Source organism: Devosia sp. LjRoot16 (assembly GCF_964252795.1).
Lineage (GTDB): Bacteria > Pseudomonadota > Alphaproteobacteria > Rhizobiales > Devosiaceae > Devosia_A.
Genome location: NZ_CAXUPH020000001.1, coordinates 850,676 through 876,306, shown reverse-complemented (window position 1 = coordinate 876,306; position 25,631 = coordinate 850,676). Strand labels below are relative to the sequence as shown.

Genomic DNA, 25,631 nt, shown 5'->3' with positions numbered 1-25,631 from the left:
CGACTCGGGCCGCGCGGAAGGTGCGATGACGGATAATGGTTGAACAGGCCCGGCAGCAGGCGACCCCCACCATCGACGATGTCGCGGCTCTCGCCGGGGTGTCCCGCGCCGTGGCGTCGCGCGCGCTCTCGTCCGAAAAGCGCCCGGTCTCGGCGGAAAAGCGCGAGCGGGTGCTGCAGGCGGCGGCCGAGCTCGGCTATCGCGTCAACCTCTTGGCGCAGAGCCTCACCACCAAGACGGTCAATCTGATCGCCGTGGTGGTCAACCACATCCACGACCTCTCGGACCTCGATCTGTTCGATCGGCTCTTGGCCGAGACCCAGGCGATCGGCAAGCAGGTGATCCTGATCCGCGTCGGCTCGGTCGACAAGGTCGAGGAATTCCTGCGCCAGGGCGTCGCCTACCATGTCGACGCGGCGCTGGTGTTCTCCGATTTCGCCGATGCCGAGACGGTGCGGAAGATGTTCCGCTCTGATCTCGTGGTAATGCTCAACGGCCGCCACGACCGGCTGTCGCCGACGGTGATCCCCGACGAGGCGATGGGAATCCATCAGGCCGTCGCCGATGCGGCGCAGCACGGGGTAAAGACCGCGGCGCTGGTCACCGGCCGTGCCTCCTCGCTGGTCGAACAGGCGCGGATCGCGTCCTATCTCAGCGCTTTCAGTCAGCATGGCATCGAGCTCGTCCAGACCGTCCAGGGTGATTATTCCTATCAGAGCGGGCACGCCGCAGCGCCCGCGGTGGTCGGCTTCGATTGCCCCGATGCCGTGTTCTGCACCTCGGACGCCATGGCGATGGGCATTCTCGACGTCTGCCGCGAGGATTTCCCCGGCAACCGTCCGACCCGTTTCCGGCTCTACGGCTTCGACAACCTGTCGCTGACCGATTTTGATGCCTACCCGATCTCGTCCATCGGCTACGACAAGGCCGACTACGTGCGACAGATGGTGCGCTTCCTCGCCGACCCCACGGCGTTCACCCCCGGCCAGCCTCCCGTGCTGATCCCGACGCGGTTTGTGCCGCGGAAGACCAGCTAGGCTCGCAGTAGACCTCCATCCTCGCCTAATACTCGGTGTCATCCCAGCGAAAGCTGGGACCCAAGCTTCCACTGGCGCGGGCTGTGAGTTGGGTCCCAGCTTTCGCTGGGATGACACCGGTGGTGGGAAAATATCGGTTGCCCACCACCACGCTTGAATACTGGCGAAGGTAGTGGAGATGGCGGCTGCCACCACCACCCCCACAAAATGTTCCGGGCCGCCTTGGGGGACGGCCCGGCATTCGGCTGGAGCAGCGGCAAAGGGAGAACAGCGCCGCCCCGGCCAGTTCTTACCAGAGCGCGATCAGCTCGGGCGGGTTGGCGGTCTCGCCCCACCACTTCTTGTAGTTCGCTGCGTAGGCGCCCGACTGGATGTAGTCGGACACGAACATGTCGAGCCAGCGCACGAATTCCGGATCGCCCTTGGCGACGGCAATGCCGATCGGGTCGTTCGAGTAGAGACCCGGAAGGGTCACGAGGCTCGGGTTCTTGGTGGCGAGGTAGTCGAGCAGCGACGAGTCTTCGATCGCCGCGTCGACGCGCTTCTGCTGCAACTGCAGCACGCCATCGGGCGCGAACTGGTCGACATAAACCAGCTCGGCGGTCGGCACGGCGGTCTTGATGAAGGTCTCGCCGGTGGTGCCGCGGCCGACCACGATCTTCTTGCCGGCGAGGCCTTCGAGTGAAGTGATGCCCGAGTCGGCCTGGACGATGACGCGCAGGCCCGCGCGGTTATAGGGGATGGTGAAGTTCACCGACTTGGCGCGCTCGAGCGTCGCCGAGGTGTTGGCGACCACGATATCGAGCTGGCCCGAGACCAGCATCGAGATGCGGGCGTCACCCGACACGTCGGTGAATTCCACCGGCACGCCGAGCTTGGTGGCGATCATGTTGGCGACGTCGACGTCGTAGCCGACCGGGTTGTTCTGGTCGTCGCGGAAGCCGATCGGCTCGCCGCCGAGCGATACGCCGATGCGCACGACATTGCGGCCACGGATGTCGTCGAGCATGCCGGCAAAGGCCGGGACGGCCGTGGTGGCGACGAGCGCCAGCGCGGCGATAGCAGTCAGAATACGCTTCATGGGTTGGTTCCTCTCCTTGTCAGATAGTCTTCGCTGCGCGGAGTTCTGCTTCCGGCATCGAGTCGTCCCAGAGCCAGTAGCGGATCTCGCCCTGGCACCTGAAATTGAACACTTCGTGGTTGCCCTTGGCGTCGACAGCGTGGATCACCACCCCGCCAAGGAACCCGTCGGTGAGTTCGCTGAGCTCGTCGACCGCGAGCTTGACCGCATCGCTGAGCGAGTAACCGAGCTTCATGGCGAGGACGATGGTGCGGCTGGTGGCGCAGCGCATCGTCATCTCGCCGGTATGGGTACAGGCCGCAGCGCCGTAGCGGCTGTCGGCATAAAAGCCGGCGCCGGGGATCGGGCTGTCGCCGAGCCGGCCCGGATATTTCCAGGCCCAGCCCGAGGTCGAGGTCGCGGCATGGATGCCACGCGCCGGGTCGGCGCTGAGATAGACCGTGGTATCGCGCACCCGCTCCGGATCGGTGATGGTCTTGAGCAGCGGCGCCAGTGGCGTATTCGGGAAGGCCGCCTTCTGCTCCGGCGTCATTTCCTGTTCGAGCCGCTCCCACCAGACCCGTTTACTATCCTCGAGCAGCACGTCGTCGACCGAGAAACCGGTTTCAGTGGCGAAGCGGCGAGCGCCCGCGCCGGTCAGCATGACATGCGGCAGCTGCTTCATCACCTCGTGGGCCAGCCGGGCTACCGGGATGGTGTCGGGCACCGCGCCGACGCTGCCGACTTCGCGCGTCGTGCCGTCCATCACCGCGGCATCGCACTCCATCACACCCAGCATATTGGGCCAGCCGCCATGGCCGACGCTGCGCACCTTGGTTTCGGCTTCGACTTTCGAAATGCCGGCGACCATGGCCGTCAGGCTGTCGCTGCCCGAGCGCAGCATCTCGACGGTCGTCGGGATGCCGGGCCAGCCTTCCGCATTGGCGATAAACAACATGGTGGTCAGTCTTTCCGCATCTTGGAGAGAAACTGCGCGACGCGCGGCTGTGCGAGGCCACCATCGCTGGCGAAGAACCTTTCGGTCGGCAGGTCGACCAGCAGCACGCCCTTCTCGAGAAAGACGATGCGGTTCGAGATCTGCCGCGCGAACTCGATTTCGTGCGTGACGAACACCATGGTGGTGCCGTCCCGGGCGAGCTTGGCGAGGATCTCGAGCACTTCCGAGGTCATCTCGGGGTCGAGCGCGCTGGTGACTTCGTCGAGCAAGAGGTAGCGCGGCTTCATCGCCAATGCCCGGCAGATGCCGACGCGCTGCCGCTGCCCGCCCGAGAGCTGCGCCGGATAGGCATCGGCGCGATCGCCGAGTCCCACCTGGGTGAGCAGCGCCCGGCCCTCGGCCTCGGCCTCCGCCTTGGGCCGCTTCAGCACTTCGATCGGCGCCAGCGTGATGTTCTGCAGCGCCGTCATGTGCGGGTAGAGGTTGAACAGCTGGAACACCGTGCCGCTGCGCTTGCGCGCCTCGGCCAGCTCCTTGGGCTTTGAGACATCGAAATCGTCGACGGTGATCTTGCCGGCATTGAGCTTTTCGAGCCCGTTGATGCAGCGGATCAGCGTCGATTTGCCCGAGCCTGAGGAGCCCAGGATCGACACCACTTCACCGGGGTTCACCGTGAGGTTCACCCCGTCGAGGACGGTGACCGGGCCAAAGGCCTTCTTGACGTTTTCGACTTTCAGCATGCTTCAGAGGCCCCGGAAGGCGCTGTGCGCCCGCAGACGTTTTTCGGCCCAGGCGCCCAGCGAGGCGACCGCCTTGGCGGCGAGGTAGTAGAGGATGCCGACGGCGGTCCACACGATGAACGGTTTCAGCGTCCTGAGGTTGAGCGTGGCGCCGATCTTGGCGAGGTCGAGCACGCCGATCACCGAGATCAGCGAGGTGACCTGCAGCTGGTTGACCAGCAGCGCCGTCAGCGGTCCGATCGAGAAGGCGGCGGCCTGCGGGGCGATCACGTGGCGCAGCACCTGCCAGCGGCTGAGCCCGAACACCCGCGCCGCCTCGACCTGGTCGCGCCCGATCGATTCGATCGACGACACCGCGATAACGTAGACAAAGGCCGCGGTATTGGCCGAGAGCGTCACGATCGCCGCCTGCACCGGCGTCACGTTGACGTGGAAGAACGCCGGAAAGCCGAAGAACACCAGGAACAGCTGCACCAGCACCGGCGAGTTCTTCAGGATCTCCGAAACGAAGGTGACGAGCTGCATCAGTACCGGCACGCGGTAGAAGCGCACGATGCCCCACAGCACGCCGACCAGGAGCCCGATCAGCGAGGTGACGAGGAACAGCCCCACTGTGACCCCGAGGCCCTGCAGCAGCAGCACGATGTCGTAAGGGGTGAACTCGGCGAAACGCATCAGCTCACCTGTTCCTGGAGGTCGCGGTTGAGGCGGCGGTGCAGCAGGGTGATGCCGAGCGACACCAGGTAGGTCAGCGCCGCATAGACCACCAGCAGCACGACATAGACTTCGAACGGCCGGAAGGTATCGGAGGCGACGATCTTCGCCTGCCCGGTCAGCTCGTTGAGCGTGATGGTCGAGAGGATCGATGAGGTGAGGATCATGTTGATCAGCACCGAGCCGAGCGGCCGCACTGAAGTGCGAAGCGCAATCGGCAGCACGATGCGGGTGAAGGTGACGCGCTTCGAAAGACCGCTGACCTCGGCTGCTTCGAGGATGCCGTTATCGATGGCGAGGATGCCGGCGCGGATCGCGTCCGACGCATAGGCGCCGCCGGCGATCGACAGCGCCACCACACCGGTGGTGAAGGCGTCGATGTAAATGCCGATTTCGGGCAGGCCGTAATAGAAGAAGAACAGCTGCACGATGAACGGGATATTGCGGAACAGGTCGACATAGAGGAAAGCCAGCCGGCTGATCCACTTGCTCGACGAGGTGCGCGCGATGGCGACCAGCATGCCGAGGATGACGCTGCCCACCAGCGCCAGGGCGCAGGCTTCGAGCGTCAATAGCGCCCCCTCGGCCAGAAAGCCGAGATGTGGAATGAGAATGGTGAGATCGAGCCGCACGTGCCCTCCCGCCGAGTGAAACCGGTTTCACTTTATGTGACAGTTCGGCAATGTCAAGCAGGGTATCAGACCAATCCGGTAGGTGTTCGGCCAGTGCGGAACCGCACACACGCCGCCGTGATCGGCATTGGATGTGAAGTGTGACCCCAATGCACTCGACAAGTGACCTCGCTTTTTGCTGGTAGACACCCTGATATTGCCACTCTTGTTGCGAGACCCGTTTTGACCACCCGCCGCCTGTTCCTGATCGGGGGCGCCGCCCTGGCGCTCAGTGCCTGTTCCTCCACCGGCAAGCGCGACCTCACCGCGCGAACCAACGTGATCCAGGTCGACGAGCCGTGGGCCAGCTACTATTCGATGAAGACCAACGAGCCGTTCCCGGTTCCTGGCATCGATATCCGCAAGATCCCGCAGCAGTTCTGGCGCCAGGAAGTCGACTATGCCGGCAACGAGAAGCCGGGCACCATCGTCGTCAACACCTCCGAGCGCTTCCTCTACCTGGTGCAGCCAGGTGGCCGCGCCATGCGCTACGGCGTCGGCGTCGGGCGTGAGGAGGGGCTCAACTTCCGCGGTTCGGCGGTGATCGCCCGCAAGGCCGAGTGGCCGCGCTGGACCCCCACCGCCAACATGATCAAGACCCAGCCCGAGCGTTACGGTCCGGTGGCCGCCGGCCTCGAGCCAGGGCTCAAGAACCCGCTCGGCCCGCGCGCCCTCTATCTCTATCGCAACGGCAAGGACACGCATTTCCGCCTGCACGGCACGCTCGAGCCCTACACCATCGGGCAGTCGGTTTCGTCGGGCTGCATCCGCCTGATCAACCAGGATATCATCGATCTCTATAGCCGCGTCTCCACCGGCACCCGGGTGATCGTCACCGGCTGATCGACCGGTCTGCTCCCGACGCGCCGCGTTGGGCCACCGAGTAAGCGAACCGACGCTGTGCAAGTCCCCCAAACTCGGTGTCATCCCAGCGAAAGCTGGGACCCAACTATCAGCTGGTGCTGGCGGTGAGATGGGTCCCTGCTTTCGCAGGGATGACCGCCGGTGGGTGGGGCGCGACCATAACTTAGCGCCCATGTGCTTTCGCGGGGATAACCCCGTGGGCAGGCCCGTCTGAAGTGCCACACCTCCCCGTCCGGGCAGGGCGCTCCAGGACAGGGTGACAAATCCCGTTCCGCTCATCATTATGGCCCTCCCGGAATCAGCGGTGGGGATGTCCGTGGCATCAAAGGCCAATATCGATGCCTGGTTCGAGCGTATCGGCTTTGCCGGCTCGATCGCTCCCTCGCTGGAGACGCTGAGCCAATTGCATCAGCTGCATCCGGCGGCCATCCCTTATGAGAACCTCGATCCGCTGATGGGCGCGCCGGTCCGGCTCGACCTCGCCAACCTGCAGCAGAAACTGCTGTTCGATCGTCGTGGCGGCTATTGCTTCGAGCACAACCTCCTGTTCAAGGCGATGCTCGAGGAGCTCGACTTCGAGGTGAAGATGCACGGCGCCCGCGTGCTTTGGGGCCTCGCCGAGGGCGAGGAGCCGCCATTGCGCCACCTGGTGCTGACCGTCGAGGTTGCCGGCATCACCTATCTCGCCGATGTCGGTTTCGGCGGCCAGACCGCCACGGCGCCGCTCCGGCTGCGCGCCGACGCGCCCCAGGCCACCCCGCTCGACACCTACCGCCTGCTCGAAGCCGACGGCACCTGGCAGGTGGAGATCGAGATCGCCGGTGCGTGGCACGCGCTTTACAGCTTCGAGCGCACCGAACGCAGCATGGACGAGCTGGCGAGGCTGAACGATGAAGCCGACTCGTCGCCGTTCTTCACCCAGAACCTGCTGGTCGCCAAGGTCGAGAAGGCCCGGCGCGTCGCCTTGTTCAATCGCAAGCTCAACATCCACACCGTCGGCGCGCCGAGCGAGGGGCGGCTGATCAATTCGACCACTGAACTGCGCGAGCTGCTCACCGGCACCTTCGGTCTGCAGCTGCCCAATGATGAGCGGCTCGAACTGGCACTGCAAAAGATCATCGAACGCGAGTCCGACTGATGGCGCCAGTCTATGTCGACCCCGACAAGGTGCTCGAATTCAAGGACGAGCAGGCCTTCTACGATTGGCTCAGCCAGCACCACGACAGCTGGGATGAAGTCTGGATCAAGATCCACAAGGTCGGCTCGGGCCTGCCCTCGATCACCGCCAAAGAGGCGATCGACGCCATCCTCTGTTGGGGCTGGATCGACGCGGTGCGCAAGGGCTTTGACGACAAGAGCTTCCTGCAGCGCTACACCCGTCGCGGCCGGAAAAGCATCTGGAGCAAGATCAACGTCGACAATGTCGCGCGGCTGGTCAAATCCGGCCGGATGACCGAGCACGGCATGAAGCATGTCGAGGCCGCCAAGGCCGACGGCCGCTGGGACAAGGCCTACGGCGCCGGCAAGGACATGAAGATCCCCGATGACCTCCAGGCGGCAATCGATGCCGAACCGGCGGCCAAGGAGATGCTCGGCAAGCTCAGCGAGCAGAACCGCTTCGCCATTGCTTTCCGCACCCACAACATGAAGACCGAGGCCGGGCGGAAAAAGAAGATCGAGAGCTTTGTCGAGATGCTGAAGCGCGGCGAGACCATCCATCCGCAGGGCAAGCAGAAGTGACCGTCTGGGTGGCGTTCCTGCGCGCCGTCAATGTCGGCAAGCGCCAGATGAAGATGGCGGAACTGCAGGCGCTCTGCGTCGAGCTCGGCTACACCGGCATCAAGACCATCCTCGCCAGCGGCAATGTGCGCTTCGAGTGTGGGCACGACCCCAAGGCGGAATTGGAAGCGGCGATCGAAAAACGCTGGGGCTGGTTTTCCGAGGCGGTGATGCGCTCGGGCCCCGAGATCGAGGCCATGCTGGCGGCAAAACCCTTCGCGGCCTACCCGGAGGAGGGGAACTTCCACCGCTACGTCATGCTGTTCGACAAGCCGTTGCCCGCGGACGCGAGCTATACCGGCATCCCCGAAAATTACGACGTGGTGCGGGTCGAGGCGCGCGAAATCTACCTGGTCGGCTACCGCCAGCCCGACGGTCGTCACGGTCCGGGGCTGGACAAGTTCGACCGGCAGTTGGAGAAGGGCGCTGTCGCGACCATGCGCAACTGGAACACCATCCCCAAGGTCCTCAATTGATCACTGTCCTCGGCTCCACCAATCTCGACCTGATCGGCACCGTCAGCCGCATCCCCAAGCCCGGCGAGACGGTGCCCGGGGACCAGTTCTCGATGGCGGCCGGCGGCAAGGGCGCCAACCAGGCGCTGGCCGCCCGTCGCGCCGGCGCCGAGGTCCGGATGTTCGCTGCGGCCGGCACCGACAGTTTCGCCGATGAAGCGCTGAAGCTGCTGCGCGCCGACGGTGTGGACCTCACCCATGTGCGCGTCGTCGAAGGCGCCACCGGCATCGCCATGATCTTCGTCGACGAGGCCGGCGAGAACGTCATCGCCATCCTTCCCGGCGCCAACGGCACCATGGGCCGTGCCGACGCCGACGCGGCGCTGGAAGGGCTCGGCATCGGCTCGGTGCTGATGCTGCAGCAGGAAATTCCGCAGGCCGCCACCGAGCGGGCGCTCGAGCTGGCTAGGGCCCAGGGCGTCGTCTCGATCCTCAACACCGCGCCGTTCCTGAAGACCACCAAGGCCGTGGCCGAACAGGCCTCGATCGTCATCGCCAACGAAACCGAGTTTGAACTGCTGACCGGCGCCGGCGTCGACCGGCTCGATGCCGCGATGACCGATTGGGCCAGATCGCAGAACCAGACGGTGATCGTCACCCTCGGCCCCGACGGCGCCCGCGCTGCCACCCCGACCGGCAGCTTCGCCGTTCCGGCAATGAAGGTCGATCCGGTCGACACCGTCGGCGCCGGCGATACCTTCTGCGGCTACCTGGCGGCCGGTCTCGACCGCGGCCTCGACCTCGAAGCCGCTATGCGCCGCGCCGCCGTGGCCGCCAGTCTTGCGGTGCTGAAGCCGGGCGCCCAGCCGTCGGTGCCGTACCTGCGCGATGTCGAAGCGGCATTGAAGTAGGCGGGATGGAGCGGGTCTGGCTTGGGGGCAAGGTTGTTGAACTGATCCCCAGCATACATGCCGACGAGCGCGGCGCTCTCGCCGCCCTGGCGTTCGACCGGCATCGCTTTGCCGCGGTCAGGAGCTTCATCGTCGAGGCCCCGGATGGGGCCCTCCGGGGCGGCCACGGACATCACCGGGGCCGACAGCTGTTGGTGCGGCTGTCCGGCAGCATCGACGTCGAGCTCCGCTATGGTGGAACCGTCGAGCGGCTGACCCTCGATGACAGGCTCCGTGCTGTTCTTGTCGAGCCGCCGGTCTGGGCCAGTCAGACCTATCGGGGCGAGCGCGCGAGCCTGCTGGTTCTGTGCGACACCGCCTACGATCCCGACGACTACTCCGAGGACCCCGTCTAGTGCCTCGTAAACGCATCGCCGTACTCGGGGCTGGTATTCTCGGCTCCAGCCTGGCGCTTTTGCTCGCCCGCCGTGGCCACGACGTGACCGTGTACGACAAGGAGAGTGAGCCGGTCGCCTGCGCCAGCCGCTGGAACGAAGGTAAGATCCACCTGGGATATCTGTATGGGGCAGATGACAGTCTCAGGACGGCCCGGCACATCCTCCCCGGCAGCCTCAGCTTCGGGCGCGTGCTGTCAAAGCTGCTGGAGGCCGACCTCAGGCCGCACACTACCTCCAGAGATGACATCTACCTCGTACATCGCAACTCGGTCGTCGACGCCGCCACCCTGGATCGGACCTTCGGCCGGATCGACGACCTGCTGCACGAGCACCCGGGAGCGCGGAACTACCTGGTCGATGTCTCGGCGGCACGGAGCCGGAAGCTCTCGCCGGCCGAATGGGGCGCGATCAGCACCTCGGACGAGGTGGTTGCCGGATACGAAGTTCCCGAACGCTCGATCAACACGCAGTGGGTCGCCGGGAGCCTGGCCGCGGCGCTGCGCAGCCAACCCCGCGTCACGTTGCGGCTGGAGACGACGATCACCGAGGCAAAGCCCGTGGCCGGCGTCGATGGGAAATGGCAGGTGGCTACCAACGATGGGGCGCGGGAGCAGTTTGACGTGGTGGTCAATGCGCTGTGGGAAGGTCGCCTTGCCGTGGACCTGACTGCGGGCATCACGCCTGAGCCGGGATGGTCGCACCGCTTCCGCTATTGCCTCTTCATTCGCACCAAACGACCGGTTGCGCTGCGAAGCGCCCTCATCACCGTCGGAGGTTTTGGCGACGTCAAAAACTACAATGGGCGCGACTTCTACATGTCCTGGTACCCGGTCGGCATGGTCAGGCAGGGCAGCGGCATCACCCTCGAGCGACCCGAAGCGCTGGACGCGGCGGCCACGGAACGATTCGTCGACGCCGTGCGAGCTCGGCTGGGAACCCTGCTCCGAGGGACCGAGGCGGTTTTCGAGGCGGCCGAGGACATCAAGGTCCGGGGCGGTTTCGTCTTCGCCCAGGCCGGGGGATCGGTCGACGACCCCGCGGCGAGCATCCATCGGCGCGACCGCTTCGGCGTGCAGCGCGAAGGCAGCTACTATTCCGTCGACACCGGCAAGTACTCGACTGCACCGTGGATGGCCGAGCAGCTGGCCGCCGAGATTTCGGGAGATTAGCGGCCGTGCTGGACCAATCCTTGCCGCCGGTCGCGCCCTGGCAACCGAAGGTGACCGCGCTGGTCCCCTGCTACAACTCCGCCGCCTTCGTCACCCGGGCGCTCGATAGTCTCGCCGCCCAGACCTGGCCGAACCTCGAGATCCTGATCGGCGAGGATTGCTCGACCGACAATACCTTCGACATCGTCACCGCCTTTGCGGCGACCCGCGGCAACGTGCGCGTCCTGCGGCGCAGCGAAAATCTTGGCTGGCTGCGCAACGCCAACGACCTGATGGCCAACGCAACCGGCGAGCTGATGTTCTTTGCCTTCCACGACGATGCGGTCGAGCCGAGCTATGTCGAAAAGCTCGTCGCGGCGCTGCGCGACAACCCCGGCGCGGTGCTGGCCTATACCGATATGCAGCTGTTCCAGCCGGATGGGTCGGGCGAGATCAAGGTGTTCGACGCCCTTGCCGCTGCCCACACACCATTGGCGCGCGGCCTGGTGATGGGCGGCCTCGTGACCGACTGGTGGCTGCCCAATCGCGGACTGTTCCGCTCCTGGGCCTTCGCACGGGCCGGTGGGATCAAACCCAATGCCGAAGGTGAGTTCTCGGCCGACTGGACCTGGCTCCTGCATCTGTCGCTGCTCGGCGATTTCGTCCGCGTGCCCGAAACGCTCTGCCGGAAATACTTCCAGAAAACCAGCCTCAGCCGGAACTGGGCCTTCAGCCCCGCGCAGCGCCGCGCCCTGCGCCAGGCCGGCATGCGCGAGGTGTGGAACAGCCGGCTCGACCTGCCACGCCGCGCCGTCCTGGCCGTCTATATCGGGCTGAACCTGGCGCGGCTGGGCGTGCTGTGGCGCCGGGCCACCGCACCAACTGGCCGCTAGAGCGCTTTCAGGAAAAAAGCCTGTCCCGCGAAGGCGGGGCATGCAGACTTTTCCTCCTCGAAAGCGCGACCAAATCAAAGACCTGGAGCATTTCATCGATTCAACGAAACGGTGAAATGCTCTAGTCCAGCTTCACTCGCTGTTCGTAGGCCCTGAGCATCGGTTCGAGGTGATCCTCGAACAGCAGCCCCGGCTTTTCCTCGAGCGCCATCGGGTAGGCGGCTTCGGCGGCGAGCGACAGGCCGAGGAAGGCGATCAGGCCTTCCGCCGCACCGGGGGCGGCGAAGCGGTAGTGGCCGGTTTCCAGTCGTTGCAGCAGCGCTTTCTTCGAGGCGATCATCTTCTCGGTGACGCCGATGCCGTTGCTCATCGAGCTCGGTAGCTTGACGTAGTCGTGCTGTGGCGTGCCGAGGTGGTGGACGGTTCCGGCGGTGCGCCAGAGCTGCATCAGCAGCTCCAGGTCGGTCATGTTGGTGAGTTCGAGATCGTAGCGCGCGTCGCAGCGCCGGCGGTCCCAGACGATCATCGAGTCCATCGACAGGTTGACGAACTTGTAGGCGCCGGGGGTCAGCACCCGGTCCTCGCCGTCACCGACGAAACGCAGGTGCGTGTAGCCGTCATCCATCACCTCGAGCGCCGAAGCAACGATCGGGTGCTCGGCCAGCGCCGCGACGGCCAGCTCGAGCTTCCGCGGTCTCAGCCGGTCGTCGGCATCGAGGATGGCCACATAGGGGGCGGTGATGCGGTCGAGCGCCAGGTTGCGGGCCCGCGACGCACCGGCGCCGACCCGGCCGGAGCTGAGGAAATGGAAGCGCTCGTCGACGAGACCGGCGCGGCCGAGCAGCTCTTCGTAGTCCTCGCCGTCATCGGTGACGATCCAGGCTTCCCAGTCCGCATGCGTCTGCTGGAGGACGCTGCGAACCGCCTGTTCGATCAGGCTCTCGGCCTTGTAGGCGGGGATCACCACCGCCACCGTGCTGTCGGTCAAAGTCATGCTCCCCGCCGGGACGGCGGTCTTGATTGGGAAGGGTCCCAGACCCATATCACGGGCATGGAACGGCGCCACTGAAACTCGGGCCGCTCCACACCGTTGCTTGGAACAAGGACGATACGGATGTCGCGCGTCTCCATGTTTTCGGCGCCCTTCCTGCTCGGCTTCGACGCGTTCGAGGAACGCATCGATCGGTTGAGCAAAGCCGCCGATGGCTACCCGCCTTACAATATCGAGCGTTCGCTCGATAACGAGGGCGCGGAGACCTTTCTGATTTCCATCGCTGTCGCGGGGTTCGGCCTGGCCGACCTCGAGGTGACGGTGGAGGATAACCAGCTGCTGATCCGCGGCCGGCAGAAAGACGACGCCAGCCGGCAATACCTGCATCGCGGCATCGCCGCGCGGCAGTTCCAGCGAAACTTCCTCCTCGCCGACGGCATGGTGGTCAAAGACGCGATGTTACGGAACGGCATGCTGATGCTCGCAGTTGTTCGTCCGAGAGCCGAAAAGATCGCCCGCCGTATCGAGATCCGTTCTGCCTAGAAAGGGGAACATGAAGTGCAAGAGAACAGAGAACACCCCATCGACAATCCCCTGCGGAACCTGACCCCGGCCCAGTTCATGGCGCTCGGCGGCAATGCAGTGGTCTACGTCAAGCACGTCAAGGGCGCCGACATGGGTCCGATCCTGCCCGACAGCGAATTCAACGAGGACTCCGACTTCCACATCGTGGTCTCGGCCGACGGCTCGCCGTTGATGGTCGGCGACAGCGAGGAAGCCGTCGAGGAATGGCTGAGCGACAAGTCCTTCGGCATCGTCACGCTGCACTGAACGGGGAGGCGTGAGCGCAGCCTGCGCCCACGCCCAAACCCCTCAGTCGCCGAGGCTGGTAAGGTCGATCTTGTTGACGCTCACCATCTTGGTTTTGCGCACGAAGCCGTAGAGCACGTCAGGCTGCGAGCGGTCCCAGGCAATGCCCTGGCCGGCAATGGCCAGTGGTACGGTGCCAATCCAGCTCAGCGTCGAACCGATCTTGGGTAGCTGCATCACGTAGGCTTCGGCCGGATCGTGACCGCTGAGATAGAGGTTGCCGTCCGGGCCCCACGAGCCGCCCGAGTTCGACATGTCGTCGAACTTTTCCACCACCGCATCCGGAATCACATAGGCCGCGGCCACCTGCCAGTCGGGGGTGAAGCGCACCACCTGCGTATTGTATTTGTTGCCATAGGCGACGGGGCTCTTGTCGAACACCCGGTTGTAGTTGGCAAAGCCGCCCCACCAGCTGCCGTCGGCCGCCCGATCCACCCAGGTGAACGAGCCGATCTGAATGCCGAAGCTGTGGCTCTCGAGGTGGTCGAGCGTCGCCGCGTCGAAAATCTCCAGCGACGAGGTCATCGGCCATACCGGGTAGTTGGAATGGGCGACATAGATCTTGCCGTCGACCACCGTGGCGCTGTCGAAATGGATGGCGCCGATATCCTCGTAGTCGCGGCTGAGCACCAGCTGCTTGCTGTCCTTGGCGTATTTGGCGATCGAGGTGTTGTCGATGGCGTAGAAATGCTCGGCGTCGACGCCGATCGCCTGGTTGATCTCGGGAATCTCGACGCTGTCGAGCACGCTCGAGGTCATCGCCACCGGCTCGGCGGCGAGGCTGAGCGTAACAACGACAGGGGCAACACAATTGACGGCGACAACAAGCGTTGCCGCCAGCGACAATCTGGCAAACATCACATTCTCCTGAACGGCCTGGGGTGGCGCACTTAAGGCGGCGCGACCGCGGAAGACGCTAGGCGTGCTCGGTGAAGCTGGTGTGACGGGGCGGGCTTCCCTACCCCTTGTGGGCAGGGCAATCGCATATGGGAAGCGCCGGATGAGGGATGCTGCAAAACCCGGCAGCTCCCCACGCCCCCCTCTCTGGCGAAAACTAAGGACTTAGCTGCGCTAAGCCCAAGTTTTCGCTTTCTCCCCCGCCAAGGGGGAGAGTCCAGACGGATACTCAGGAGCAAGTGGAAGGCACTGATCATCTCCCCCTTGGCGGGGGAGAAAGCAAAATCTTAGGTTTAGCCGTTTGGCTAAGCCTTAGATTTTGCAAGAGAGGGGGCCTGGAGGGCACAATGGTTCGGCCATATGCGATCGCCTGCCTCAAGGGGGAGGGGGTCGCGGGGAGCCCTCCGGACTCAGGCCGCCCGCGTAGCTTCTAGCGGCTGGGTCAGGATGCCGTAGAGTTCGCCGGCATCATCGGCGCGACGCAGCCGCGCGACGACTGAATCGGTGCGCAGGATCCGCGCCACCCGAGCCAGTGCCTTGAGATGGTCGGCGCCCGCGCCCATCGGCGCGAGCAGCAGCATGACGAGGTCGACCGGCTGGTCGTCGACCGACTCGAACTCCACCGGCTGTTCCAGCTTGGCGAACAGGGCCGTCACCGACCCCAGCCCGGCAAACTTGCCGTGCGGAATGGCGATGCCATTGCCGAGCCCGGTCGAGCCCAGCTGTTCGCGATCGTTCACCGCTTCGAAGATGGTCGCTGCGTCCTGCCCGGTGATCTCTGCGGCCCGCTCGGAGAGCCTGTGCAGCACGTCCAGCTTGGTCTTGATCTCAGAGCAAACAATCACGGACTCCTCCGAGAGGATGTCAGCCAATTCCATCAAGAAGTTCCCATCGTGGATGCGGAAAGAGCAAGCTTTTCCGGAGCCCTAGTTCGGCCTGAGGGCCGGATCGATCCAGCCAATATTGCCGTCGGCGCGGCGGTAGACCACATTTAGGCCACCATGTCCAGCATGCCGGAATACGACCACTTCCGCCTGGGTCAAATCAAGCTGCATCACCGCTTCGCCCACAGACATCTGCCTCAGGCTCGAGGTCGCCTCGGCGATCACCGGCGGCGAGTAGTCCTCCCGCAGCTCGTCATCCTCGCTGGGCGCGGCGAGCACGTAGGATGGCGCTTCCTCGTCAGTGCCATTGGCATGGCGGCGGTGCGCCTTGAGCTTGCGGTTGTAGCGCCTGAGGCGCTTCTCGATGGTGTCAGCCATGCCCTGGTAGGCCGACATCGCGTCGCCGCCATACGAACTCGACTGCAGCACGGCGCCGGAATCGAGGTGCACCATGCACTGGGCGTTGAACCCCGAGCCTTCCGGTTCGAGGGTGAGGTGGCCGGTGTAGTTGCCGTCGAAGTACTTCTTCACCACCGTGTCGAAATGGCCCTGCGCCCTGATACGCAGCGCATCGCCGACATCCATGTTCTTTCCTGAGACGCGCAGTGTCATGGAGGTCCTCTTTCTCGCTAGAGCGCTTTCAGGAAAAGTTCTGAGACTTTTCCGGTTCGAAAGCGCGACCAAATCAAAGCCTGAGCATTTCAACGCTTCAGCAAACGGTGAAATGCTCGTGTAGCCGGCCGGAGCGGCCGCCACCATGAGATGTGGTCACCCCGGTGAGGGGAGTCTAGACCGACCCCTCCCAAGGGGCAATGCGCGGAACCCGATTGGGTTCAAATGCGAGGTGTCGACAGCGGCAGTGCCGACGCGCTATCGTCCCGCCGCGACCAAAGCGCGCTTCTGGCGGCGCCGGATCACCGAGGAGGGGATGTTCATCCCCTCGCGGTATTTCGCCACGGTGCGGCGCGCCACTTCGATCCCGCGTTCCTTCTGCAGCATCTCGGCGATGGTGTCGTCGGAGAGGATATCGGCCGGCTGCTCGGCATCGATGATCTGCTTGATGCGGTGGCGCACTGCCTCAGCGGAATGGTCGCCCTCGCCGGTCGATGAGCCGAGCGCCGTGGTGAAAAAGTACTTCATCTCGAACAGCCCGCGCGGCGTCGACACGTATTTGTTCGAGGTGACCCGGCTTACCGTCGACTCGTGCATCTCGATGGCGTCGGCGACCGCTTTCAGCGTCATTGGCCTCAGATGCGTGATGCCGTGGACGAGAAAGCCGTCCTGCTGTTTGACGATCTCGGCGGTGACCTTGAGGATGGTCTGCGCCCGCTGGTCGAGGCTTTTGGCCAGCCAGTTGGCGGTGGCGAGACAATCGGTCAGGAAGCTCTTTTCCGTGGTGTCGCGGGTCTTCTTGGTCACCGAGGCATAATAGGTGCGGTTGACCAGCACCCGCGGCAGCACGTCGGCATTGAGCTCGATCTGCCACTCGCCGCCGGGCCCCGGCCGCACGAACACATCCGGCACCACCGATTCCACCGGCCCTGCCTCGAAGGCGCGCCCAGGCCTGGGGTCGAGCTGGCGCAGCTCGGCCAGCATGTCGAGCAAATCCTCGCGATCGGCGCTCACGGCGCGGGCGAGGGCGGCGAGGTCGTGCTGAGCCACCAGCTCGAGATTGTCGAGCAGCCGCAGCATCAGCGGATCGAGCCTGTCCTTCTCGCGCAGTTGCAGCGCCAGGCACTCGCGCACATCCCGGGCGAACACCCCAACCGGGTCGCACCCCTGCAGCTTCAACAGCACCGCTTCGATGGTTTCGACGGGAGCGCCGAGCTGCTCGGCGACGGTTTCGAGCTCGACCGCGAGGTAGCCCGCCTCGCTGAGGCTGTCGATCAGGAACTGCGCGATCAGCCGTTCCGCCGGATCGGCGGTGATCAGCCCGGCCTGCGCGGCAAGGTGGTCGGAGAGCGTCGGTCGCGCGGCGACGAACTGGTCGATATCGGCCGCCTCGCCGTCACCGCCGCTCCGCTCGTTCCACTGTGTCGAGTCGGTCAGCCGCTCCGGCGCCGACTGGTCGGGGAAGACGTTCTCGACTTCGGTATCGTAGCCATTGGCGATCGAGTCCGCCGACTGGATGCGATCGGAATAGTCGACCGTGTCCTCGGCAGCGTTCAGTTCGGCTGGGCGCTCCGGCGCTTCCGCCGCCTCGTCGGCCGGTTCCGCCCCGTCCTCGCGCTCGAGCAGCGGATTGCGCAGCAACTCCGCCTCGACGAAGCTGTTGAGCTCGAGGTGGCTGAGTTGCAGCAGCCGGATCGACTGCATGAGTTGCGGCGTGAGCGTCAGGCCCTGGCTCTGACGAACCTCAAGCCGTGGCGACAAGGCCATGCGCGCGTTTCCACGTAAGAGAGGCTTCCAACGCCATCCATGCATGATTGGCGAGGTAAGGGCAAGAACCGTGCCAAGAGTGGCCAAACGCATTTCCTGCCTTCCGGTTGTATCCGAGCCGGCGGTAGTCGATGGTGAGCCATAAGGAGAGTCCGGTGCCACTCAAGATCGTCAGACGGCTGCTGCCGGATTGGGGCACGACCTATGGACCGCCGGGTGAAGGACCATTTCCGGCTGTCCTCCTGCTCCACGGTTCGGAGGGCCCGTGGTCGGGCTGGAGCCACCGCAACGCCGCGATCCTCGCCGCGCATGGCTTCCTTGCCTTCCCCTTCGGCTACTCGAAGGGTGGCAACGCCTGGAACGCCGGCAACATCATCGATGTGCCGCTCGACCGCACCGTCGAGGCACTGGCGGCGCTGCGCGGCTTCGCTCCGGCCGGGCCGAGGCTTGGCCTCTATGGCGTCTCGCGCGGTGCCGAGCACGCCCTGCTGCTTGCCGCGCTGATGGCGCGTGACGGGGACCGGGGCATGCCCGACGCCATTGCCGCCCACAGCCCGCCCGATGTGATCTGCGGCAGCTTCGACAGCCGTTCATGGCGCGACGCCGGTGATCCCGGCTGGCAGCCTTGGGATCCGGGCCACCGTGCCTGGAGCTGGAAGGGCTCGTCGGACGGGCTGCTGCCGACCACGCCGATCGAGATCGAGCGCTACCCCGGGCCGCTGTTCCTCAGCCACGGCACCGCCGACCGGGTATGGTCGGTGGAGATGACGCGGCGTCTGGCCGACCGTCTGCATCGCCACGGCCGCAGCCCGGAAGTGCATCTGTACGAAGGCCAGGATCACCTGCCGGGTAGCGACGCTGAGAACGAACACCACGAGCACCTGATCGACTTCTTCGAGCGAAACCTCGCTTGACCAGTCAGACCTCGAACGTATCGCCCAGATACACGCGCCGCGCCTCGGGGTCGGCGGCGATCACCTCGGGCTTGCCCTGGATCATCACATGGCCCTCGTGGATCACATAGGCGCGGTCGACTAGCGACAACGTCTCGCGCACCGAATGGTCGGTGATCAGCACCCCGATGCCGCGGCGGGTGAGGTGCCTGACCAGCATCTTGACTTCGCTGACCGCGATCGGGTCGACGCCGGCGAACGGCTCGTCGAGCAACATGAACAGGGGGTCGGTGGCGACCGCCCGGGCGATTTCGACGCGCCGTCGTTCGCCGCCCGACAGCGCCAGCGCATTGGACTTGGCGATATGGGCGATGCCGAACTCCGCCAGCAGCTCATTGAGCCGCGCCAGCCGGTCGGCTTTCCTTGGCACGTGCCCCTCGAGCACCGCGAGGATGTTGCCCTCGACGCTGAGGCCGCGAAAGATCGAGCTCTCCTGCGGCAGGTAGCCGATGCCGAGCCGCCCGCGCTGGAACAGCGGCAGGTTGGTGATCGGTCGCCCGTCGACCAGGATCTTGCCCTTGTCCGGCTTCACCAGCCCCATGATCATGGTGAAGACGGTGGTCTTGCCGGCGCCGTTCGGCCCAAGCAGGCCAACCGCCTCGCCGCGTCGCACCGCGAGGCTGATGTTCTCGACCACCGTCCGCTTGCCGAAACTTTTGTTGAGCCCATGCGCCACCAGCCAGCCGGATTGGTCGACCGGGGTCCTGGCCGTCACTGTCGCCGCTTCGTTCATTGCGGGGTGAAGACGCCGGTCACCCGGCCTCCGGCATTGCCCTTGAACACCGAGCTGTTGGTCTTGAGGTTGATGGTCAGCTCCGGCCCGTTCAGCTTGCCCTGCGCGTTGACCACCGTGACATTGCCGCTGAGCCTCAGGATCAGGGTGTCCGGATCGAATGTCGCCTTGGCCCCGGTGGCGTCCTGGCTGTCGGTCTTGATCCGCACATTGCCGGTGGCGGTGAGGCCGTCGATGTCGCTTTGCCCACCGCTGCCATAGACCACCACCACCTTGTCGGCCCAGAGCTTCAATCCGGTCCGGGTGATCGTGACGTTGCCGGTGAAGGTGGCGTTGTTGTTGTTCTGGTCAATGGTGAAATCGTCGGCGGCGACGTTCACCGGCTCGGCCGCGGCCGCCGGCAGCGCCATGGCCAACAGGGTGGTCAAGGCAATAGCGAGGGCAGCACAAAACTTCATTCGGTTTCCCCCGGGGTCGAGACCAGCGTCACCTTGGCGTTCTTGAAGGTGTAGATACCGGTTTCGCGATCATAGGTCATGCCATCGGAGACGATGTGCGAGCCGCTGGGCATGGTGATGTCGACGTTGCCGCTCGCCACCATCTTCCAGTTCATCAGGTCGGCGAACACCGCTTCGAGCGTGCCATCGAGCCCCTCTGAACTGGTGACATGGGCGATCCCCGGCACGTTCAGCAACTGGTCATTGGTCTGGAACTGTGCTGCCGCCGCTTCCGCCTGCATCGCCGCGCCCTCCGGCGGGGTCATGGTGAACACTGCGTCCTCCATGTCGATCAGGTCGTTCTGTGTCGGCGCCACCTTCGCCGCCCGCGCCGACAGCGCGTAAAGCGTGCCGTCATCGCCGGTGGAGGTGAGTCGTGGCGTTTCCACCACCAGGTTGTCCCGATCGATCCTGATATTGGAGTAGCCGAAGCGCTGCCCCAGATTGTCGATGACGATCATCGCCAAGAGCACCACGAACACCAGCACCCCGCCGGCTGGCACCAGCCAGCGCAACAGGCTGACCAGCCGGTTACGACGATTGAGTCGCGCGTAGAGCGCGGCGCGATCGTCGATCGGGGTGGCCAGCGACGCCATCAGCTATGCGCGAAGATGTCGGTCTCGTCCCAGCCCATCAGGTCGAGGTCGATCCGGTGCTTGAGGAACTCGAAGCAGGCCTGGGCCAGTTCGGTCCGGCCCTCGCGCCTGAGCATCCGATCGAGGTGGCGCTTCAGGTCGTGGAGGTAGAGGACGTCCGATGCGGCATAGTCGAGCTGCGCTTCGGAGATCTTTTCGGCGCCCCAGTCCGAGCTCTGCTGCTGCTTGGACATGTCGATGTTGAGCAGCTCGCGCGCCAGGTCCTTGAGGCCGTGCCGATCGGTGTAGGTGCGCACCAGCTTACTGGCGATCTTGGTGCAGTAAACCGGGCCGGTGACGATACCGAAGCGGTGCTTCAGCACGGCCATGTCGAAGCGCGCATAGTGGAAAATCTTGGTGACCCCGGGGTCACTCAGGAGCTTCGTGAGGTTCGGCGCGTCCTTCAGATCCTGCGGGATTTGCACCACGTCGGCGCTGCCGTCACCGGGGGAGAGCTGCACCACGCAGAGCCGGTCACGCCGCGGATCGAGGCCCATGGTTTCGGTATCGATCGCCACCTCCCGGCCATAGCGCTGGAGGTCGGGCAGGTCGCCCCGATGCAGTCTGATCGTCATGTCGAAATCCTGGTTCGGCGATTTGGGCTGTGATGCCATAGCATAAAGGCGTTGGAAAGACCGGGCGGCATCGTTACAAAACCCGGGGCGGCCGCAGGCCACGCGGCTCGCGGCGGGTGGGTTACTTTATGACGTTGAACAAGGTCCGCGACGGACTGAGCGGACTGCCGCGTCGCTGGAAGCAAGCCATTCTGATCGGCTTCGACATGCTCGCGCTGCTCGGCGTGCTGTGGCTGAGCTTTGCTATCCGCCTGGGCGGCACCTTCACGCCCACCATGTCGCACATCCTGCTGATGCTGCTGGCGCCGATCCTCGCCGTGCCGGTGTTCATCCGGATGGGGCTGTATCGCGCCGTGATCCGCTACCTGCCGGAGCGGGCGCTGTGGACCATTATCCAGGCGATGATGCTGGCAACCCTGCTCTGGGTGTTCGCGCTGTTTCTCGCCGAGGCGACGCGGCTGGCGACCTTCCCGCGCACCGTGCCGCTGTTCTACTTCATCTTCGGCACCGTCATCGTCGCCGGCTCGCGCTTCCTCGCCAAGGCACTGCTCTGGCTGCCTGAGCGCAACCTCCGCCATGGCGGCGGGGTGGTGATTTATGGCGCCGGTTCCGCCGGCACGCAGCTTGCCGAAGCGCTGCGTGCGCATCGCGCCAGCTCCGTCGTCGCCTTCGTCGATGATGACCAAAGCCTCTGGGGTCGCGATGTCGCCGGCATCCGCGTCGACCCGCCGACCAGGCTCGGTGAGCTGATCAGCAACCGCGGTGTCAGCGAGGTGATCCTCTCGATTCCCTCCGCCGACGCCACCCGACGCGCCCAGATTGTCACCGAGCTCAGCCACCACCCCGTCAAGATCCGGGCGCTGCCGGCGATTGCCGACCTGGTCTCCGGCAAGTACCTGATCAGCCAGCTGCGCGAGATAGATATCGACGATCTGCTCGGCCGCTCCGCCGTGCCCGCCGATCCCGAGCTGATGGGCGAAATCCTTGGCGGTCGGGTGATCCTCGTTACCGGCGCTGGCGGCTCGATCGGCTCGGAGCTCACCCGGCTCATCGTCCAGCACGCGCCCAGGAAGCTGGTGCTGCTCGAGGCCAACGAGTTCGCGCTCTACGAGATCGACCGGCACCTGCGCACCCTGGCTGAGGTCGAGATCGTCCCGGTGCTCGGCTCGATCGCCGACGCCGCGCTGCTCCGCCGCACGCTCGAGGGGCAGGGCGTCGAAGTGATCTTCCATGCCGCAGCGCACAAGCATGTGCCACTGGTCGAGGCCAACGCGCTGGAGGGCGTGCGCAACAATGTTCTGGGCACCCGCATCCTGGTGGAAGCGGCGGTCGCGGCGGGCGTACAGCGCTTTGTCCTGATTTCGTCCGACAAGGCAGTGCGGCCGTCGAGCGTCATGGGGGCGACCAAGCGCTGGGCTGAACTGATCGTCCGCCACTACGGCAAGGGCAGCGGTATGCGCTACTGCTCGGTGCGTTTTGGCAACGTGCTCGGCTCCAACGGCTCGGTGGTGCCGCTGTTTCGCGAGCAGATCGCCGCCGGCGGCCCGGTGACCCTCACCGACAGCCGCATGACCCGCTACTTCATGTCGATCCACGAGGCGGCCGAGCTGATCGTCCAGGCCGGCGCCATGGCCGAGGGTGGTGACATCTTCCTGCTCGAGATGGGCGAGCCGGTACGCATCCGCGATCTCGCCGAGAACATGATCCGGCTGGCCGGCCTGTCGGTGAAATCCGACGACAACCCCACCGGTGACATCGCCATCCGCGAGACCGGCGCGCGGCCGGGCGAGAAGCTGGCCGAAGAGCTGTTCTTCGATCCGGCCAACGCGCTGCGCACCGCGCAGCCGAAGATCCTCCGCTCGCCACCGGGCGCCCGCCAGACCAACGACCTGTTGCCCGCCCTCACGGCGCTCGATGCTGCGCTGAAAGCCGAAGACGAAGCCGAGCTGCGCCGCGTGCTGTTCGACTACGTGAAAGTCTGAGCCGGCGGTGCTGATCGCGCAGCTCTCCGACCCGCACCTCTGCGCCCCCGGCACGCTCTATCAGGGGCTGGTCGATTCCAACGCCATGTTCGAGGCTGCCATTGAGCGGCTGGCGACGCTCGATCCCGCCCCCGACCTGGTGCTGCTGACCGGCGACGTCACCGAGCACGCCGCAGCCGCGGAGTACCAGCTGGCCCGGCGCCTGCTCGCCGGCATCCGGCAGCCCGTGCTGGCCATCCCGGGCAATCACGACGAGCGCGAAGCTTTCCGCGCCGCCTTCGCCGACCGGGGCTACGTGCCCGCCACCGGCCCGCTGCATTTTGCTGTCGGCCGTCACGGGCCGGTCCGTGTCATCGGCCTCGATATCAGTGTGCCGGGCCAGCATCACGGTGATTTCGACGCGGCGACGACTGCGTGGCTGGAGGCGGCGCTCGCGGCCGAACCGGAGCGGCCGACGCTGATCATGCTGCACCAGCCGCCCATCGAAACCGGCATCGGCTTTATCGACACCTATCGCTGCTTTGGCGGCGAGCGGCTGGCGGCCATCATCGCGCGCTACCCGGCGGTGGAGCGCGTGCTCTGCGGCCATGTCCACCGTCACATGTCGCGGCGCTTCGGTGGCAGCCTGCTGCAGATCGCCCCAAGCACCACCACAGCCATCGCCCTGCGCCTCGCGCCCGGAGCCGAACCCGCCTCGTTCGTCGAGTCACCAGCGCTGCTGCTGCACCACTGGCGAGCGGATTCCGGGGTGGTCACTCATCACGTGCCGATCAACCCGGGCGAAGGCCCGCTGCCGTTCTTCTGAGCGCCAGCTAAGCGGCAGCTGACTGCATCATTCATCAGGCATTCAAGTGCTACTGAGCACTTGTTGATGATCAACGCGGGCGGCGGGCTTGGGGCTCCGCCGGTTTCGCGCTCGGCTCCGAGCCCCGGTGAATCCTAGGGAGAATTGCCATGAAACGAATTGCACTCGCCGGCTTCGCATTGCTTGGCCTCGTCGCCGGCGCAGCCGCGCAGACGCCGCCTCCGGCAGTGGTCAGCTTCGCCACCATTGCCGACATGCCGACGCTGAAGGATACCTCCAAGCAGGATCATTTCGCCGTCACGCTTTCCGACGCCCAGGTGGTGACCAACATCACCGTCGATTGCACTGCCGGCCGCACTGAGCTCTTGATCGTGCGCAACGACAAGGCCTGCGCCATCGGCGGCAATGGCTCGATCATCAACCCGTCCAACAAGCAGGCACTGCCGCGCACCCAGTATCTGGGCCAGTACACCGTCACCGCCGACGGCAGCACCGACGCGCGGACGCTGTCGATCAACTACCTCGCCGTCGGCAAGGTGGCGCCCGACACCAAGCAGTTCGGCGGCTCGCTGAACTTGAAGCCCGAGCTCTCCTCGAGCGGCGCGGCCGGGCTCACCCAGTCGGTGCTGAAGAAAATCACCGGTGACAATACCGGTCCGATCAACAATGCCGTCGACACTGTCGATCTCAACCGCTTGTTCATCCCCTCGGCCGGCCTGCCGTCCGACAAGGGCTGCACCTGGTCTGGCAACATGGTCTTTGCCTACCAGACCTATTCCTGGTTCATGTCGCTGTCGGCCGATTGCAACGGCAAGGTCTATGAGCTGAAGGGCAACATGCCGTTCACCGATACGCCCGGTGTCGAAGGCCAGACCCAGTACGACCTGACCTTGACGCTGCCCTCCACCGAACTGGTCGGCGACGACGCGCTGTTCGCCACCACCGACGAGAACGCCGACCTGTTCGCCTCGGTCGACGGCATCACCGGCAACATCATCATGAAGAATTCCAACAATGTCACCGTCACCGTCGATGGCGAAAAGATCACCACCCCGATGAAGGTGGAGGCCTCCGGCAGCCTCTCGGGCACCAACGTGCCGCTCGAAGTGGTCCGTTCCTTCGCCACCCTGATCGGCATGCTGCCCTCGACCTTCTTCGGCGCCTGAGCCGTTATCGGTCATAGCCATCGAGCCCCGCGCCACGGCGCGGGGCTTTTGCACAAGCCGGCGGGCGTCAGGCCTGTTCGGGTGCCTCGTCGCCGGCCCGGATCGGTTTCACCGCTTCGAGGTCCTGGCCGCGGAACTGCGCGATGCGGAGGCGAAAGTTGTAGCCGATACGCTCGGCCCGCTCGACGAACAGCGCCGCGACCTCGGGCGGACAGAGTTCTTCCGCCGTCTCGCGGAACAGCTTCAGCCAGCGCGCGAAATGCCGGTCGGAGAGTTCGGGGATGGCAATGTGCTTGGGCATCGGGCGGCCGTAATAGCGGCCACTGCCCAGCAGCATCGAGCTCCAGAAATCGGCGATGGTTTTGAGATGCGCCGGCCACTCGGCCTCGGGGATCACCCGGTTGAACACCGGCCCGATCACCTCGTCGCGCCGCGCCCGGCCATAAAACTGTTCGACCACCGCGGTCACCATGGCGTCGTCGAGCTCGGCTGGGATCAAGCGGCCGGTCGGGTGGAGGCGGGGGCCTTCGGGAGCAGTCACGTCATGGCCTTTCGGAGCCGCCGGCGCATCGTGCGCGCCGGCGACCTATGTAGTTA

At 65.2% G+C, this 25,631-nt stretch carries 30 protein-coding genes; 15 read left to right on the top strand and 15 right to left on the bottom strand.

From position 1 onward, the window contains the following. The first annotated feature begins 35 nt into the window (after window positions 1-35). Window positions 36-1,037 (top strand): LacI family DNA-binding transcriptional regulator, encoded by a 1,002-nt coding sequence (locus ACSQ23_RS04120; protein ID WP_055873013.1) that lies wholly within the window; start codon window positions 36-38, stop codon window positions 1,035-1,037. Between the two features lie 289 nt (window positions 1,038-1,326). On the opposite strand, the gene ACSQ23_RS04115 is transcribed toward ACSQ23_RS04120, so the two are convergent. The 5 genes from ACSQ23_RS04115 to ACSQ23_RS04095 are packed head-to-tail and all read right to left on the bottom strand — an operon-like array spanning window position 1,327 to window position 5,141. Continuing rightward, window positions 1,327-2,118 (bottom strand): transporter substrate-binding domain-containing protein, encoded by a 792-nt coding sequence (locus tag ACSQ23_RS04115; protein ID WP_055873010.1) that lies wholly within the window; start codon window positions 2,116-2,118, stop codon window positions 1,327-1,329. A 19-nt stretch (window positions 2,119-2,137) separates the two neighbouring features. Next, the gene (locus ACSQ23_RS04110) at window positions 2,138-3,055 is read right to left on the bottom strand and encodes an isoaspartyl peptidase/L-asparaginase (RefSeq protein ID WP_436089801.1); all 918 of its coding nucleotides are present in this window, start codon (window positions 3,053-3,055) and stop codon (window positions 2,138-2,140) included. A 5-nt stretch (window positions 3,056-3,060) separates the two neighbouring features. Next, window positions 3,061-3,795 carry an amino acid ABC transporter ATP-binding protein gene (locus tag ACSQ23_RS04105; RefSeq protein WP_436089800.1) on the bottom strand — a complete coding sequence of 245 codons (735 nt, stop codon included), beginning with the start codon at window positions 3,793-3,795 and terminating at the stop codon, window positions 3,061-3,063. 3 nt (window positions 3,796-3,798) lie between these two features. Next, window positions 3,799-4,470, bottom strand: coding sequence for an amino acid ABC transporter permease (locus tag ACSQ23_RS04100; RefSeq protein ID WP_436089799.1), 672 nt, complete (start codon window positions 4,468-4,470; stop codon window positions 3,799-3,801). Next, complete coding sequence (locus ACSQ23_RS04095) at window positions 4,470-5,141, bottom strand: amino acid ABC transporter permease (protein WP_055872996.1); 672 nt, start codon at window positions 5,139-5,141, stop codon at window positions 4,470-4,472. The genes ACSQ23_RS04100 and ACSQ23_RS04095 overlap by 1 nt, the downstream gene beginning before the upstream one ends. Window positions 5,142-5,363: 222 nt before the next feature. On the opposite strand from ACSQ23_RS04095, the gene ACSQ23_RS04090 reads away from it, so the two are divergent. The 8 genes from ACSQ23_RS04090 to ACSQ23_RS04055 all read left to right on the top strand — a co-directional run bounded on the left by ACSQ23_RS04090 (window position 5,364) and on the right by ACSQ23_RS04055 (window position 11,667). Continuing rightward, complete coding sequence (locus ACSQ23_RS04090; RefSeq protein WP_082533349.1) at window positions 5,364-6,023, top strand: L,D-transpeptidase; 660 nt, start codon at window positions 5,364-5,366, stop codon at window positions 6,021-6,023. Between the two features lie 331 nt (window positions 6,024-6,354). Further along, window positions 6,355-7,182 (top strand): arylamine N-acetyltransferase family protein, encoded by an 828-nt coding sequence (locus tag ACSQ23_RS04085; protein ID WP_436089798.1) that lies wholly within the window; start codon window positions 6,355-6,357, stop codon window positions 7,180-7,182. Beyond that, complete coding sequence (locus ACSQ23_RS04080) at window positions 7,182-7,784, top strand: YdeI/OmpD-associated family protein (protein ID WP_436089797.1); 603 nt, start codon at window positions 7,182-7,184, stop codon at window positions 7,782-7,784. Before ACSQ23_RS04085 ends, ACSQ23_RS04080 begins: the two co-directional genes overlap by 1 nt. Next, the gene (locus ACSQ23_RS04075; RefSeq protein WP_436089796.1) at window positions 7,781-8,299 is read left to right on the top strand and encodes a DUF1697 domain-containing protein; all 519 of its coding nucleotides are present in this window, start codon (window positions 7,781-7,783) and stop codon (window positions 8,297-8,299) included. The genes ACSQ23_RS04080 and ACSQ23_RS04075 overlap by 4 nt, the downstream gene beginning before the upstream one ends. Then, the gene (locus ACSQ23_RS04070; protein ID WP_436089795.1) at window positions 8,296-9,189 is read left to right on the top strand and encodes a ribokinase; all 894 of its coding nucleotides are present in this window, start codon (window positions 8,296-8,298) and stop codon (window positions 9,187-9,189) included. Before ACSQ23_RS04075 ends, ACSQ23_RS04070 begins: the two co-directional genes overlap by 4 nt. Window positions 9,190-9,194: 5 nt before the next feature. Continuing rightward, window positions 9,195-9,584, top strand: coding sequence for a sugar 3,4-ketoisomerase (locus tag ACSQ23_RS04065; RefSeq protein WP_055872983.1), 390 nt, complete (start codon window positions 9,195-9,197; stop codon window positions 9,582-9,584). Next, window positions 9,584-10,795, top strand: a complete 1,212-nt coding sequence (locus ACSQ23_RS04060; protein ID WP_436089794.1) for an FAD-dependent oxidoreductase — start codon at window positions 9,584-9,586, stop codon at window positions 10,793-10,795. The genes ACSQ23_RS04065 and ACSQ23_RS04060 overlap by 1 nt, the downstream gene beginning before the upstream one ends. Before the next feature lie 5 nt (window positions 10,796-10,800). After that, complete coding sequence (locus ACSQ23_RS04055; RefSeq protein ID WP_197420984.1) at window positions 10,801-11,667, top strand: glycosyltransferase family 2 protein; 867 nt, start codon at window positions 10,801-10,803, stop codon at window positions 11,665-11,667. Between the two features lie 121 nt (window positions 11,668-11,788). On the opposite strand, the gene ACSQ23_RS04050 is transcribed toward ACSQ23_RS04055, so the two are convergent. After that, window positions 11,789-12,661 (bottom strand): glycosyltransferase family 2 protein, encoded by an 873-nt coding sequence (locus ACSQ23_RS04050; protein WP_436089793.1) that lies wholly within the window; start codon window positions 12,659-12,661, stop codon window positions 11,789-11,791. 120 nt (window positions 12,662-12,781) lie between these two features. Between ACSQ23_RS04050 and ACSQ23_RS04045 the strand changes: the two genes are divergently transcribed. Next, complete coding sequence (locus tag ACSQ23_RS04045) at window positions 12,782-13,201, top strand: Hsp20 family protein (RefSeq protein ID WP_055872972.1); 420 nt, start codon at window positions 12,782-12,784, stop codon at window positions 13,199-13,201. Between the two features lie 15 nt (window positions 13,202-13,216). Next, window positions 13,217-13,489, top strand: coding sequence for a DUF1150 family protein (locus ACSQ23_RS04040; protein ID WP_055872969.1), 273 nt, complete (start codon window positions 13,217-13,219; stop codon window positions 13,487-13,489). A gap of 42 nt (window positions 13,490-13,531) precedes the next feature. Here ACSQ23_RS04040 and ACSQ23_RS04035 read toward each other — a convergent pair whose 3' ends face one another. From ACSQ23_RS04035 to rpoN, 4 genes are all read right to left on the bottom strand, one after another. Beyond that, complete coding sequence (locus ACSQ23_RS04035; RefSeq protein WP_436089792.1) at window positions 13,532-14,386, bottom strand: cycloisomerase; 855 nt, start codon at window positions 14,384-14,386, stop codon at window positions 13,532-13,534. 449 nt (window positions 14,387-14,835) lie between these two features. After that, entirely contained in the window at window positions 14,836-15,303 is a 468-nt protein-coding gene (locus tag ACSQ23_RS04030) for a PTS sugar transporter subunit IIA (RefSeq protein WP_055872961.1), read from the bottom strand. 48 nt (window positions 15,304-15,351) lie between these two features. Beyond that, complete coding sequence (locus ACSQ23_RS04025; protein ID WP_436089791.1) at window positions 15,352-15,921, bottom strand: ribosome hibernation promotion factor; 570 nt, start codon at window positions 15,919-15,921, stop codon at window positions 15,352-15,354. A 258-nt stretch (window positions 15,922-16,179) separates the two neighbouring features. Beyond that, window positions 16,180-17,688, bottom strand: coding sequence for an RNA polymerase factor sigma-54 (rpoN, locus tag ACSQ23_RS04020; protein WP_055998382.1), 1,509 nt, complete (start codon window positions 17,686-17,688; stop codon window positions 16,180-16,182). Window positions 17,689-17,843: 155 nt separating this feature from the next. Here rpoN and ACSQ23_RS04015 point away from each other — a divergent pair, with 155 nt between their 5' ends. Then, on the top strand, window positions 17,844-18,602 hold the full coding sequence (locus ACSQ23_RS04015) for an alpha/beta hydrolase family protein (protein WP_436089790.1): 759 nt from the start codon (window positions 17,844-17,846) through the stop codon (window positions 18,600-18,602). Window positions 18,603-18,606: 4 nt separating this feature from the next. On the opposite strand, the gene lptB is transcribed toward ACSQ23_RS04015, so the two are convergent. From lptB to ACSQ23_RS03995, 4 genes are read right to left on the bottom strand one after another with little or no spacing between them, the layout of a single operon-like run. Beyond that, window positions 18,607-19,374, bottom strand: coding sequence for an LPS export ABC transporter ATP-binding protein (gene lptB, locus ACSQ23_RS04010; RefSeq protein WP_436089789.1), 768 nt, complete (start codon window positions 19,372-19,374; stop codon window positions 18,607-18,609). Continuing rightward, entirely contained in the window at window positions 19,371-19,832 is a 462-nt protein-coding gene (gene lptA, locus ACSQ23_RS04005) for a lipopolysaccharide transport periplasmic protein LptA (RefSeq protein ID WP_055872949.1), read from the bottom strand. Before lptA ends, lptB begins: the two co-directional genes overlap by 4 nt. Further along, window positions 19,829-20,467: an LPS export ABC transporter periplasmic protein LptC gene (lptC, locus tag ACSQ23_RS04000; protein ID WP_436089788.1), complete on the bottom strand. Its 639-nt coding sequence runs from the start codon at window positions 20,465-20,467 to the stop codon at window positions 19,829-19,831. Before lptC ends, lptA begins: the two co-directional genes overlap by 4 nt. Continuing rightward, a complete protein-coding gene (locus ACSQ23_RS03995) occupies window positions 20,467-21,081 on the bottom strand; it encodes a ribonuclease D (RefSeq protein ID WP_055875847.1) in 615 nt (204 codons plus the stop codon). The genes lptC and ACSQ23_RS03995 overlap by 1 nt, the downstream gene beginning before the upstream one ends. Window positions 21,082-21,209: 128 nt before the next feature. Between ACSQ23_RS03995 and ACSQ23_RS03990 the strand changes: the two genes are divergently transcribed. The 3 genes from ACSQ23_RS03990 to ACSQ23_RS03980 all read left to right on the top strand — a co-directional run bounded on the left by ACSQ23_RS03990 (window position 21,210) and on the right by ACSQ23_RS03980 (window position 25,034). Then, complete coding sequence (locus ACSQ23_RS03990) at window positions 21,210-23,063, top strand: polysaccharide biosynthesis protein (protein WP_055998394.1); 1,854 nt, start codon at window positions 21,210-21,212, stop codon at window positions 23,061-23,063. A 7-nt stretch (window positions 23,064-23,070) separates the two neighbouring features. Further along, window positions 23,071-23,868, top strand: a complete 798-nt coding sequence (locus tag ACSQ23_RS03985) for a phosphodiesterase (RefSeq protein WP_436089787.1) — start codon at window positions 23,071-23,073, stop codon at window positions 23,866-23,868. Window positions 23,869-24,017: 149 nt separating this feature from the next. Further along, entirely contained in the window at window positions 24,018-25,034 is a 1,017-nt protein-coding gene (locus ACSQ23_RS03980; RefSeq protein WP_436089786.1) for a hypothetical protein, read from the top strand. A 67-nt stretch (window positions 25,035-25,101) separates the two neighbouring features. Here ACSQ23_RS03980 and ACSQ23_RS03975 read toward each other — a convergent pair whose 3' ends face one another. Further along, entirely contained in the window at window positions 25,102-25,575 is a 474-nt protein-coding gene (locus ACSQ23_RS03975) for a group III truncated hemoglobin (protein WP_055872932.1), read from the bottom strand. Window positions 25,576-25,631 lie beyond the last annotated feature (56 nt).